A 13,154-nucleotide genomic window follows, 5' to 3' on the forward strand; every position below is an offset into this window, starting at 1 on the left:
ATGTTTGGATTTTTTAGCCCTGCTCCAGCAATACCTAGACTTCCAAAAGATAAAGTATCATCAGTATACAAAGCATACCGTATTCGTATGTTTCTTATGATATTTATTGGATATACAGGTTACTACTTAGTTAGAAAAAACTTTGCTGTAGCATCACCATATTTAATTGAAAACTATGGATTTACAAAAACACAAATCGGACTTATAAGCATGGGACTTGCTGTATCATATGGTTTAAGCAAGTTTATTTTAGGAAACTTATCAGACAAATCAAATGTAAAGAAATTTATATGTTTTGGACTTATTGCATCATCAGTATTAAGCGTTCTAATGGGATTTGCTCATACAGTTCCAATATTCTTAATACTTATGGTATTTAATGGTTTCTTCCAAGGTATGGGTGCTCCCCCTTGTTCAATAGTATTAGGTAAATGGTTCTCTCAAAAAGAAAGAGGACTTAAAATGGGAATATGGAATACTTCTCATAATATAGGTGGAGGTTTAATAGCTCCTATAGCAACTTTATGTTTATTAGTATTTGGACAAAACCATTTCCAATCAATATTTTTTGTACCAGCAATAATATGTACAATAGTAGCTTTATTCTGCTATGTAATTGGAGCTGATACTCCAGCCTCTGTTGGATTACCTCCAGTTGAAGAATATAGAAATGACTACCCAGAAGTTAAAGCTGAAGTTAATCCTACAACTTTATCTTCAAAAGAAATAATGGTTAAATATGTTCTTAAGAATAAATATGTTTGGTACTTAGCTTTAGCTAATATATTTGTTTACTTAATAAGACAAGGTGTTGTTAACTGGATTCCTATATACTTAAAAGAATCAAAGGGATTTTCAGCTGCTAATGCAAACTGGGCAATGTTCCTATTTGAATACGCTGCAATACCAGCTTCAATATTACTTGGATGGCTTTCAGATGTTTTATTTAAAGGAAAGCGTGCTCCACTTAGCATATTATGTATGATAGGAGTTATCTTTGCTACAGTAGCTTACTGGCAAACAAATAGTACCTTAGTAACAATGGTATCTGTTGCCTTTATAGGATGTTTTATATACGGACCTCAATTATTAATTGGAATGAACTTAATAGATGTTGTTCCTAATTTCGCTGTTGGTTCTGCAACTGGTTTCTCAGGACTTTGTGGTTACCTTCTTGGAGAATTTATGGCAGATTTTGTACTAGGTATGATAGCAGATAACTTTGGATGGAATGGTGCATTCATCTTCATAATAGTAGGTGCAGTAATAGCATTAATTCTTTTAGCTTTAACTTTAAAAATAAAAAAACAACCAAAGAAATAAATATAACTTAATATTTTAATCACAACATAACTAAATATATACATATATAAATCAAATAAAGGAAACTAGAAGGCTCCCCCTTTCTAGCTTCCTTTTTATTTTAAAAAGTTTAAAATTATTAAATATTATTATTTTCTTATATGGCTTAAAGTACTTACTGGTTTTCCTTTTAAAAGTTTATTTCCATCAGTATAGCCTTCCTCTCTACCTTCTAACTCCTTAATTAATATATTTCTTAAATAATTTATTCTCTCTTTATGAAAATTTGAATTTATAAGATTTTCAAGTTCCTTTGGGTCATTTTCTAAGTCAAAATACTGTTCCTCACCACTTTGAGAAAACCATAAAAATTTATCCTTTTTGGTTACAATATAATGATTGGAATCCTGCCCAAAGGAATGTTCTCCATGAATATATTCTCTCCAATTAGAATTTTTTTCTTCTATAAGCTTCTTGAGACTACTTCCTTCTACTGAACTTGGTATAGGAATATTAGCAAAATCTAATAAAGTTGGCATAATATCTCGTAATTCTAACACCTCATCAAATACCTTTCCCTTTTTCCCCTTTATTAAATCACCTGGGTCATAAATAAAAAATGGAACTCTACTACTTCCTTCATAGGGCACTCCTTTTCTAAACCAATTATGATCTCCCATCATATCTCCATGGTCTGATACAAATAAAAATATAGTATTTTTAAGCTCTCTATATTCAGATAAAGCTATTAAAAATCTTCCAATTTGATGGTCTATATGTGTTATTGATGCATAATAAGCTTTTTTAGCTCTTTTTAAAGCCTTTTTATTAATTAATCCCTTTATACAATTTATATCCTTTCCATTTTTATCTTTATCCTCTTTCTTAGCCCAATCTCCAATGAAAGGACTAGGTAATTCTTCATCTTTATACATATCAAAATAAACTTTAGGTGGGTCTAAAGGTGAATGAGGTCTAACAAAGGACATTTTTAAAAAGAAAGGCTTACTTGTATCTCTTCTTCTTAAAAAATCTATTGATTCATTAACAACCCAATTAGTTGGATGTAAAAACTCCTCATATCCCCAAGGTCTAGAAACCCAGGAATTACAGTCAACACCAATATCAATTATATCAACATTATGCCCCTTTTTGTCTCTAAACCATTTTAAATAATCATCACATTGTTCAATTTGAGTTGATGCTTTTCCTTCCTTATTTCTAGCAAAATGTAAATATCCATCATGTAAAACAATATTATGAAAGCCACAAAGATTTCTTTCAGGATAGACGTGCATTTTCCCAATACATTGAGTATGATATCCTGCCTTTGAAAATTCTGATGCTATAGTATTTTCATAATTCCAAAAAACGCCATCTTCATAACCAACCCTTCCATGAGATTTTTGGCTCATTCCAGTTAAAATTGAAGCTCTAGATGCAATACAACTTGGAACTGCTGTATAAGCATTTTCAAAATTATATCCTTTAGTAGCCATCATATCTAAGTTAGGAGTTTCAATAAAATCATTGCCATTTACCCCTAAACAATCTCCTCTCATTTGGTCAACCATAATTAAAACAATATTTGGTTTCATAAAATAGTCCCCCTTTATCCCCAATTTATATACTAATTATTTTTATTATAATACTTTAATTTTAATATTTATTTATATATTTTTACATATTTACAAAAATTTATTTTTTAACGTTAAGATAAAAAAGTCATGCTAAAAACTTTTAAATTCTAACATGACTTTTTTAATTTATCTTTTATTTTCTTCTAATAATTTTTTAATTTCTAATCTACATGCAAAACATCCATAGGAATTAGCCCCTGTTTCCTTTTTTACTTTTTCATAAGTATTAGCTCCATTTTTAATAGCCTCTTTTATAGTTTTTTCAGAAACTTTTTTACATCTGCATAAAACTCTATCCTCATTTAAACTTGTCATAATAAAAATCTCCTTATATTAAAATATGTTCTTAGCTTAACACATAAATCTTAATTTTATAAAGAAATATCTTATAACTAAAATATTATTTCTATGTCTATTTTACATATTCTTTCTTAACTTTTATGGTTTTTATTTTAAATATAAAATAATAAAACTTAAAAACTATAAGAACTAATATAAATAACTTTAAATAAATATTATCTAATATTATTAAAGGAACTAATAACATAGCATCTGCAAATATTAATATACTTAATTTTGTTTTTAAAGTTAAAGCTCTCTCTTTTTCAAAGCTTTCTAAGTAATTTTTATATATCTTACTCTCCTTAAACCAAATATTAAATTTATCGGAGCCTCTAACAAAACAAAAGGTTGTTAATAATAAAAAAGGTGTTGTAGGAATTACAGGAATTATAATTCCTACAATACCTAGTCCTAAAGAAAGAAAACCTAAAAGTACAAAAAACATCTTAAGTATTCCCATTTCCTTTCCCCCTCCTATACTGAATTAATTCTCCATTATTAATCTTAAATATCTTTTCGCATACCCTTGTTGTAGATTTTCTATGAGTTATAAGTATAAGAGTTTTATCTTTTAAATAGTTTTTTATAGACCTTAATATTATGCCCTCATTTAAAGTATCTAAATTACTTGTAGGCTCGTCTAAAATAACAATTTCACTTTCTCTTAAAAATACTCTAGCTAAACCTATCCTCTGTTTTTCTCCTGAAGATAAATTTCCTCCTAACTCTCCAACCCTTGTTTTATATCCTTCTTCTAAAGTCATAATAAAATCATGTATTCCTGCTTTTTTTGCTGCCTCTTTCACTTCCTCTAAGGTAGCATTTAAATTTCCAATTTTAATATTATCCTCAATACTAATATTAAATAAACTTGTTTCTTGCCCCATTAAAGCAATTTTCTTTCTTAGTTCTTTAGTTTGTATTTCCTTTAAATTTTTATTTCCAAAATTTATTTCTCCCTTTGTAACATCCCAAAATCTCATAAGTAATTTTGCAAAGGTACTTTTTCCTGTTCCACTTTCTCCTATAATTGCAATTTTATCTCCTAAACTTATATTTACATCTAAGTTTTTTAAAACTTCTTCCTTTCCTTTATAAGAAAAATAAACATTTTTATATCTTATATCACTTTCAATAGCCATACCTTCTCCTAAAACTTCTTCTACAGAAGGCTTTTCATCTAAAATATTAAAAATTCTTTGAGCTGAAGCAAAGGTTAAAAGAAGGTTATTAGATAAATTGCTTAACGCCACAACAGGACCAAAAGAAGAGGCTATTAACACAACTGAAATTATTAAACTTCCAATAGTCATATTTCCATTTAAAACCTCTAAATAAGAAATATATAAAACAATCAAAATTGTTGCCATTATTATAAAATCACTAAAGGCTCTTATTATTCCCTCATGTTTTTTTATAATCTTTTGCTTTTCATTTAATTCTTTTGATAATTTCTTTATATTCTTTCTTCTTTCCTCTCCATTTTTAAATATTAAAACTTCTTTAATACCTCTAAGAGAATCTAAAATATATGAATTTGTTTTTCCAAAGGCTTCTCTATACTTAACTCCTGCTTCTTTTCCAAACCTACTGCTTATATAAGGAACAAAAAATCCAATTAATATATAACCAACTATTCCTATTATTCCAACCTTTACATTAATACTTAAAAGTATTATTCCAATTATAGTATTAGTTATAATAGCAATACTAATTGGTGCTATAGTATGAGCGTAAAAAACTTCTAAAAGTTCAATATCAGAAGTTATCATAGAAATTAAATTTCCCTTCTCCATTCCTTCTAATTTAGCTGGTGCAAGCTTTCTAAGAGCTAAAAACACCTTATCTCTCAAAATAACTAATATTTTAAAAGCTATATAATGTCCACTTAATTGTTCTAAATATCTTAAAGGTCCTCTTAATATTCCAAATAAAATCATTAAAATAATTGCTGTTTTAAATGAAAAATTTATACTTTTATCTATTAAAACTGCTATAGAAAGCCCTCCAAAGGCAGTTATACCTATTGCTACTAAAAATCCTAAAACCCCCATAAATACAGTTATGCACATTACAGGCATAAGAGGTTTAAGTTCACCTATAAGCCTTTTCATTATTGAAAACCCTGACTTTCTCACCTAAATTACACCTCCCATTTCAAGTTCATTTTGATAATTAACCATTTCATAGTATTTATTTTTTCTATCTATAAGTTCTCTATGATTTCCTTCCTCAATTAAAACTCCCTTATCTAACATATAAATTCTATCTGCATTTTTAACATTAAAAAGTCTGTGGGAAATAACTATTACTGTTTTATCCTTTGAAAGTTCATTTATAGATTTCAAAATCATATTTTCACTTTCAACATCAATATTTGAAGTAGCTTCATCAAAAATTATAACTTCCTCATTTGCTAATATAGTTCTAGCTAAGGCAAGTCTTTGCTTTTGTCCCCCTGAAAGCTTTGAGCCACCCTCTCCAACTTCTAAATCTAATTTTTCCTTTTTAGAGTTTACAAAATCTAAAAGATTAGCTTTTTTTAAGGCATAATTTATTTCCTCTAAAGTTGCCTCCTTCTTAGCCATTAATAAATTCTCTTTAATAGTACCCTTAAAAATATAACTATTAGTTGAAATTATAGATATTCTCTCGTAAAGCTCTGAAAAGTCTAAATCATTTATATCCTCTCCATTTAAAGTTATCTTTCCCTTTGACGCTTTATAACTATTTAAAAGTAATGAAGCTATAGTACTTTTTCCACTTCCACTCTCTCCAACAATAGCAATATAATCGCCCTTATTTATACTCATAGATATATCACTTAAAACATTTCTTTTTCCATCATAAGAAAAACTTACATTGCAAAGAGAAATATTCTCTACTTCTTTAAGATTATTTTTTAAATCCTCCTTACTCTCCTTTGTTTCTAAAACTTTAAAAATTCTATCTGCTGCAGCTATTCCATTCATAGCAATATGAAAGTATGAACCTAAGAGCCTAAGAGGTATAAAAAATTCTGCTGATATTAATAAAATTACTATCATTCCTCCAAGAGTAATTTCTCCATTCTTAAATTGAAATAAAGCAACTATGCTACCAATAGCAGCCCCTAAAAAAGCAATTAAATCCATAACATTTATTGAATTTAATTGCATACTTAAAACCTTCATTGTTATCTTTCTAAAACTTTCAGCTTCTTCATTCATTAACTCATGTCTTTCCTTATCTACATCAAAAACTTTTAAAGTAGTAAGACCTTGAAGATTTTCTAAAAATGTATTTCCTAAATCTGAATACTGTCCCCAATATTCCTTTAATATCCTCTTTGCAATTTTCATAATTAATATTATTGATACTGGTATTAAAGGCAAACATAATATAAATACTAAAGCTGCTTTAAAAGAAATAAATGCTAAAGCAAAAAATAAAGTTAATGGTGCTAAAATAGAATATATTAACTGTGGTAAATACTTACTAAAATAAACTTCTAAAGCCTCAACTCCTTCAACTGACATTTGAACAATTGAAGAAGTGCTATAAAAGTTATCATATCTCATTCCAAGCTTTAAAAGTTTTTCATATATCTTATCTCTAAGAGTAAGCTTTACATTTTCAGAAGATTTATAAGAAAAATGTCCACTTAATAAGTTCACAGAAAATCTTACCGATAATAAAATAACTAAAGCTAAAATCTTTTTATTTAACATTTCAATATTTCCAAAAGTAAAAAGTTCTTGAATACTAAATCCAATAATCATTATTGTTATTAGATTACAAAGAATAGAAATCCAATTCATTAAAACAGTTAAAAATATGTACTTTTTAGAGTTTTTACATAAATTTAAAAGCCTTTTATCTATCATCATAAAAATTACCTCCCTATAAAATTATTTGTTTATCTACTTTTTAAAGCTTATTGAAAATGATTATCATTAATGATAATATAAATATATTATCATATTTTATTAAAATTGTTTTTCGCTATATTTTTATTTTTTTAATGATATTAACTTTTGAAAGGATGATTTTTAATGATTTTTATAAAATCGGCTCTTATAGATTTTTATAATTGCTTTGAAATCCCAATAAGGGCTTTAGATAATAAATTAAATATTATTTTTGATACAGGGTACTCCCCTTTTTATGATTATATTTTTAAAGATTTAAAACTAAAAAACAAATTAGAGTTATCTTCTTTTAAAAATAAAAAAGATAACTCTATAATTCTTAACTTTGAAAATAATAAGGCAGTTTATGTAATATTTAATTATAAAGAAATAGGAGAAAATTTATTTTTTATAGTAGGTCCTCTTTATTTAAAAGAAGAATTTAATGATTCAAAAAATTATTTAGAAATGTATAAACTTCCACTTAAAACAAAAAGCTGTATTAAATATTATAAAAGCTTTCTAAAGTTAATATTAAAAGAAAAGCTTAAAGAAAACTATTTAAATAATTATTCTCCTTACACCCTTAGAGCTATAGAATTTATAGAAAATAATTACTATAAAGATATAAGTGTTTCTAGTATATCTCTAGAATTTAAAATAAATAAAACTTATTTTTGCAATTTATTTAAAAAGGAAACTGGAGAAACTTTTATAAATTTTTTAAATAACTATAGAGTTGAAAAAAGTAAGAATCTTCTAAAAGAAAGTGATATATCAGTACTAGATATTGCTAACAAGGTAGGTTTTAATACCCAAAGTTACTACTGTACTACCTTTAAAAAATTTACAGGATTAACTCCTCTAAAATATAAAGAAAATATACTAAAAAAGACTTAAAGCTTAAAGTAAGTTTTAAGTCTTTTTATTTAAATATATTTAAATAAGATATTTATAATTAATTTTAAAAAAAAAAGAATGTAGAAAAATTTATAAATAAACTTTTCTACATTCCTTACTTTTTATATAAAACTTGTAGTACTAATATTATTAATCTAAAAACTTAATAATATTCTAATACTATTAATTTAATTACTTAACTAAATCTACAGTTTCTTTAGCTATCATAAGCTCTTCGTTTGTTGGTATAACGTAAGCTTTTATTTTTGAATCATCAGCTGTTATTTCTGCGATTTTTCCTCTAACATTATTCTTTTCTTTATCTAATTTTAATCCTAAGAACTCTAATCCTTCTAAGCAAGCCGCTCTAGTTCCTGGAGCATTTTCTCCAACACCAGCAGTAAATACTATTACATCTACTCCACCCATATTTACAATGAATGAACCTATTTCAGCTCTTATTCTGTAGTGGAATATATCTAAAGCTAATTGAGCTCTCTTATTTCCTTCTTTAGCAGCAGCTTCAATATCTCTAAAGTCTGAGCTTACGCCAGATACTCCTAAAACTCCAGATGCTTTATTTAAAGCTTCTGAAACTTCTTCAATTGTGTATCCACATTCTTCAACTAAGAATGGTATTATTGAAGGGTCTATATTACCTGATCTAGTTCCCATTGGAACACCTGCAAGAGGAGTGAATCCCATAGTTGTATCTATACATATTCCATCCTTAACAGCAGAAATACTTGCTCCATTTCCTAAATGACAAGTTATGATTTTTAAATCTTTTATGTCTTTTCCCATAACTTCAGCAACTTTATTAGCTACATATTTATGTGAAGTTCCGTGGAAACCATATTTTCTTATTTTATATTTTTCATATAAAGCATAATCAATAGCATATATGTATGCTTTTTCTGGTAAAGTTCCATGGAAAGCAGTATCAAAAACAGCTACCATTTCTTTATTTGGCATAAGACTTTGACAAGCTCTTATTCCAACTATGTTTGCTGGGTTATGAAGAGGTGCTAATATACTACACTCTTCTAAGTATTTTATAACATCTTCATCTATTACTACTGAAGAAGAATATTTTTCTCCACCATGAACTACTCTATGTCCTACAGCTGCAATTTCATCAACTGAGCTTATAACACCTATTTCGTCATCTACTAAAGTATTTAAAACTATATCTATAGCTTCTTTATGGTCTTTTATATCTTTTTCTAATTCAAATTTATTTCCCTCTGCATCTTTTTGAACAAGTTTAGATTGTCCAATTCCAATTCTCTCAACTAATCCTCCTATGATATCCTTTTCATCACTCATATCGATTAATTTGTATTTTAATGATGAACTTCCACAATTAATTACAAGTACTTTCATTTCTTTATCCCTCTCTCAATATTTATTTAATTTTTATTACCCCTTGAATCCATGCCAATCTTAAGATAAATTTTATATTTTTATTGAAAATTTTTCAACCTTAAACATTAAAAAAATTTGTAAATATTTTAGAAAATAAACCAAAAAGGGCTTAAAAAGCCCTTTTTAACTAAATTTAACTTCTCTCTATTCTAACTTTACTTCCACCAACACCTGCTTCTGCTGATTTTAACATAAGCTTAATTGGCACTCTATTTTTTATAGATTCAACATGACTTATTATTCCTATAGATAACCTTTCATGATGAAGTTTTTCTAAAGAAGTCATAACAATATCTAAAAGATTATCATCTAAAGTTCCAAAACCTTCGTCTAAGAAGAATAACTCTAAAGGTGCTGTTCCCTTTAATTGTATTTGTGATGACAAGGATAATGCTAAAGCTAAGGATGCTAAAAATGTTTCTCCCCCTGAAAGAGTTGAAGCATCCCTCTCAGCCCCTCCATTTTTATAATCTCTTATCATAAATTTACCATTTTCATCCACTTCTAAACCATAGTTACCATTTGTTATCTCTTTAAGTTTCTTTGAAGCTTCCATAGATATATACTTTAATTGATTTGAAGCAATAAATTCTACAAATTTTTTCCCTTTAAAAAGCTTTTCTAAATCACTTAATAAGGCAAGTTTATGCTCTTGCTTTCCCTTAAGAGAAAGTATTTCCTTTTGTTCTTCAAGCTTTGTTTTTAAATTTTTAATCTCTGTAATTAATCTAACTTTTTCCTCTTCAATATATTTTAATTCTTTTTCACAATTATTTTTTTCATTAGAAATCCTTAACCATTCTTCTTCTTTTATGCTTTTTCCCTCTAACTTCTTAAGAAGTAATTCTATATTTCCCCTAACCTTAATTAAATTATTATTATATTCTTCAATTAAAGTTTTTAAATTTTCCTTTTCATCATTACATAAAACTGAATTTTTAACTTCTAAAATATCCTTAAAACCTTCTTTTTTTAAGGCTAAATAAACTCTTTTTTCTTCTTTTTCTTTCCTTAAACTTAATGATTTTATTCTATCATTAATAACAGCAAAGTTATTATTTATACTATTAAAATCTTTTTCTAACTTTTCTTTAGCTTGATTTAAATTTAAATATTCCTCCTCTATATTTTTAATATTTAAATTTAACTCTTTTAAAATACTTTCTATTTTTAACTGGTGTATTTTTTCCTCTTCATCTATTAATCCCTTTAAAGATGTTTTAATCATATTTTCTTTTTCTATATAAATTTTAGACTTACTTTTTAATAATGAATTTTTCTCTATTACCTCCTCATTCAATTTATTAAGTTTATCCATTAATGTATTTTTTTCATTAACTTTCCCTTGAAGTACTATTCTTAAATCCTTAATTTTCTTCTCTAATAAATTTTTATCTCTTTCTTTTTTTGATATATTATTTTTTTCTTCCCTAATATCCTCTATATCTAACTCTTTTTTTATAGAATTAATTATAGAATTTTCTTTTTCTAAATTCTTCTTTAAATCATTTAATTTTAAAGAAATCTCCTTTTCTCTAACTATTTTTTCGCATAAAATAACTTCACATTTATTAAAATGATTTTCTAAAGTATTTTTTTCTTCCTTTAAATTTTCTAAATCCTTATCTAGCTTTTCCTTTTTAAGATTAAATTTCTCTGCTCTTTTCTTTAAATCTTCAAATTCATCTTTTAAAGAATTTAATTCATCCTTATTTACTTCTCCTATCTCCTCTAAAGAAGCCTTTAATTTATTAATTTTATTATTTTCATGTCCTAAATCACTTTCTACCTTTGATAAGTTTGAAATAATATTTCTTAATTCCTTTTCCTTAATATCCAACAATTTAGATTTCTCATTTGAATTTTCTAAATCAAACTTTTTAATATTACTAAATTCATGGTGAAGAGAACCACAAACTGGACAAGCTTCACCCTCCTTTAAATTTTCTCTAATTTTAATGGCTAATTCCTCAATTTTTGCCTTTCCTATATAGTCTTTAAGTTCTTTTAATTCTTTTTCACTTAAAAGCTTTTCTTCATTACCCCTTTTAAGTTCTATTTCAAAAGTTTCTTTAGCTTTTAAAGCATCATCTAAATTCTTTTTTATCTCAATATAATTATCATATCTCTCTTTATATTCTTTAAGTTTAAGTTGCTTTTCAAAAATAAATTCATTATCTGCTAAAAAACTATCTGGCAAATTTTTAATATCTTCCGTAAGCTTATCTAAATTATTTATTTTATCATCTAAAGAAATTCTTAATCTTTCTTTTTCTTCTTTAATATCTTTTATATTATTTTTTAAGGTATTATCTTCATATTCTATATCCTTTATCTGCTTTTCTAATCCTTCATAAGAATTTAAAGCAATTAATCCATCATTTACTCTTTCCTTAAAATCTTCAGAGATAAAAAGATTTTCTTGTATAAGTTCCTTTTCATCTAATTCTTTATTTAAGGCTTTTTCATTTTCTTCTAAAAAGTTAAATTTACTTTTTAGCTTTGAAAGATTATTTTTTATATCCATCCATTCTTTCTTTAATTCAACTCCTTCCTCTCTCATTTTTAAAAGCTTCTCTATTTCTTCTTCGCTTTCTATTAATCTCTCTCTTTTTCTTTCTAAAACAGGTAAATCTTCCTCTTTCTTTTTAAGCACTCTGTCAAATTCTATTTTATTTTTATCCTTTAAATTAGTAATCTCTTCTAGACTATTTTTTATATCATTAAACTTTAAATTTTCATTCTTTAAATCTCTTAATATTTCCTCAAAATTATTTATAAATAAAATAACCTTATCTGCTCTTTCTGAAAGTTTTATTCTCTCTTTTAAGCTATCTATTTCTTCACTTTGCTTTCTTAAACTTTCTTCTTCTTCCTTTTTATTCTTAAGCTCATTTTGAGTATTTAAGATAAAATCAGCTTCTTTAAAATCATTTTTTAAATTATTAAATAAATCTTCTTTTTCCTTAGCTTTTAAATTTAAATTTTTTTCTTCTTCTTCCTTATCCTTTAAAACTTCATAATTAATTCCTTTATATCCTTTTAACTGCCCTTCTATAGAAGTCATATTTTCTTTTTCTTTTCTTATTTCAGATAATAATTTATTTGAAAGATTATCACCATACTTTTCAAGGTTAAATAACCTCTCTAACATATCTCTCCTACTTTTTCCTTCTAATTTAAGAAATTCACTAAACTTTCCCTGTGGCAAAACTACAGTTCTCATAAAATCATCTAATTTTAACCCTATAATTTCTTCACACTTAACTGTTACAGCCTTTGATTTTTCCTCTAGTATATTTTCACTCTCTCCTGTTATTTCAATTATTCTAGCACTTTTATTCCTTATTCCTCCACTTTTATTATCTCTTTTAAACTCTCTATCAACTCTATATCTTTTTACTTCACTACCTGTTATTTGAAATTCATAACTTACATAAACACTATCACAGTTAGTATTTATATAATTTGAACTTTTTCTTGCTATATCTCCATATAAAGCAAGAGTTATTCCATCTAAAATAGTAGATTTTCCACTTCCTGTAGGACCAAAAATACCAAATAGCCCTCTTTCTGTTAATTCTTCAAAATCAATAACCTGACTTTCTATAAAACTATTTAACCCTTTAATTTTTAATTTAATAGGCTTCAT

The 13,154-nt window shown here is 26.2% G+C and carries 9 protein-coding genes; 2 read left to right on the forward strand and 7 right to left on the reverse strand.

What is annotated here, in order from left to right:
* Entirely contained in the window at positions 1-1,323 is a 1,323-nt protein-coding gene (locus AC4FRL_RS11245; protein WP_491140336.1) for an MFS transporter, read from the forward strand.
* A gap of 128 nt (positions 1,324-1,451) precedes the next feature.
* On the opposite strand, the gene AC4FRL_RS11250 is transcribed toward AC4FRL_RS11245, so the two are convergent.
* The 5 genes from AC4FRL_RS11250 to AC4FRL_RS11270 form a co-directional block, all read right to left on the reverse strand.
* A complete protein-coding gene (locus AC4FRL_RS11250; protein WP_491140337.1) occupies positions 1,452-2,900 on the reverse strand; it encodes an arylsulfatase in 1,449 nt (482 codons plus the stop codon).
* Positions 2,901-3,068: 168 nt separating this feature from the next.
* On the reverse strand, positions 3,069-3,257 hold the full coding sequence (locus AC4FRL_RS11255; protein ID WP_491140338.1) for a (2Fe-2S)-binding protein: 189 nt from the start codon (positions 3,255-3,257) through the stop codon (positions 3,069-3,071).
* Positions 3,258-3,354: 97 nt separating this feature from the next.
* Positions 3,355-3,744 (reverse strand): YbaN family protein, encoded by a 390-nt coding sequence (locus tag AC4FRL_RS11260; RefSeq protein WP_491140339.1) that lies wholly within the window; start codon positions 3,742-3,744, stop codon positions 3,355-3,357.
* The gene (locus AC4FRL_RS11265; protein ID WP_491140340.1) at positions 3,731-5,422 is read right to left on the reverse strand and encodes an ABC transporter ATP-binding protein; all 1,692 of its coding nucleotides are present in this window, start codon (positions 5,420-5,422) and stop codon (positions 3,731-3,733) included. The genes AC4FRL_RS11260 and AC4FRL_RS11265 overlap by 14 nt, the downstream gene beginning before the upstream one ends.
* Entirely contained in the window at positions 5,423-7,150 is a 1,728-nt protein-coding gene (locus tag AC4FRL_RS11270) for an ABC transporter ATP-binding protein/permease (RefSeq protein WP_491140355.1), read from the reverse strand.
* A 168-nt stretch (positions 7,151-7,318) separates the two neighbouring features.
* Between AC4FRL_RS11270 and AC4FRL_RS11275 the strand changes: the two genes are divergently transcribed.
* Positions 7,319-8,074 (forward strand): helix-turn-helix domain-containing protein, encoded by a 756-nt coding sequence (locus tag AC4FRL_RS11275; protein ID WP_491140341.1) that lies wholly within the window; start codon positions 7,319-7,321, stop codon positions 8,072-8,074.
* 192 nt (positions 8,075-8,266) lie between these two features.
* Here AC4FRL_RS11275 and AC4FRL_RS11280 read toward each other — a convergent pair whose 3' ends face one another.
* Both AC4FRL_RS11280 and AC4FRL_RS11285 read right to left on the reverse strand, forming a co-directional pair.
* Positions 8,267-9,460, reverse strand: coding sequence for an acetate/propionate family kinase (locus AC4FRL_RS11280; protein WP_491140342.1), 1,194 nt, complete (start codon positions 9,458-9,460; stop codon positions 8,267-8,269).
* A 175-nt stretch (positions 9,461-9,635) separates the two neighbouring features.
* Positions 9,636-13,154, reverse strand: a complete 3,519-nt coding sequence (locus tag AC4FRL_RS11285; protein ID WP_491140343.1) for an AAA family ATPase — start codon at positions 13,152-13,154, stop codon at positions 9,636-9,638.

Source organism: Clostridium sp. TJA032, from assembly GCF_058310275.1.

What these genes read in the sequence shown, in the direction of transcription:
- AC4FRL_RS11245 (WP_491140336.1), top strand. Translation starts at nt 1, where the DNA reads ATGTTTGGATTTTTTAGCCCTGCTCCAGCAATACCTAGACTTCCAAAA.
- AC4FRL_RS11250 (WP_491140337.1), bottom strand. Translation starts at nt 2,900, where the DNA reads ATGAAACCAAATATTGTTTTAATTATGGTTGACCAAATGAGAGGAGAT.
- AC4FRL_RS11255 (WP_491140338.1), bottom strand. Translation starts at nt 3,257, where the DNA reads ATGACAAGTTTAAATGAGGATAGAGTTTTATGCAGATGTAAAAAAGTT.
- AC4FRL_RS11260 (WP_491140339.1), bottom strand. Translation starts at nt 3,744, where the DNA reads ATGGGAATACTTAAGATGTTTTTTGTACTTTTAGGTTTTCTTTCTTTA.
- AC4FRL_RS11270 (WP_491140355.1), bottom strand. Translation starts at nt 7,150, where the DNA reads ATGATAGATAAAAGGCTTTTAAATTTATGTAAAAACTCTAAAAAGTAC.
- AC4FRL_RS11275 (WP_491140341.1), top strand. Translation starts at nt 7,319, where the DNA reads ATGATTTTTATAAAATCGGCTCTTATAGATTTTTATAATTGCTTTGAA.
- AC4FRL_RS11280 (WP_491140342.1), bottom strand. Translation starts at nt 9,460, where the DNA reads ATGAAAGTACTTGTAATTAATTGTGGAAGTTCATCATTAAAATACAAA.
- AC4FRL_RS11285 (WP_491140343.1), bottom strand. Translation starts at nt 13,154, where the DNA reads ATGAAGCCTATTAAATTAAAAATTAAAGGGTTAAATAGTTTTATAGAA.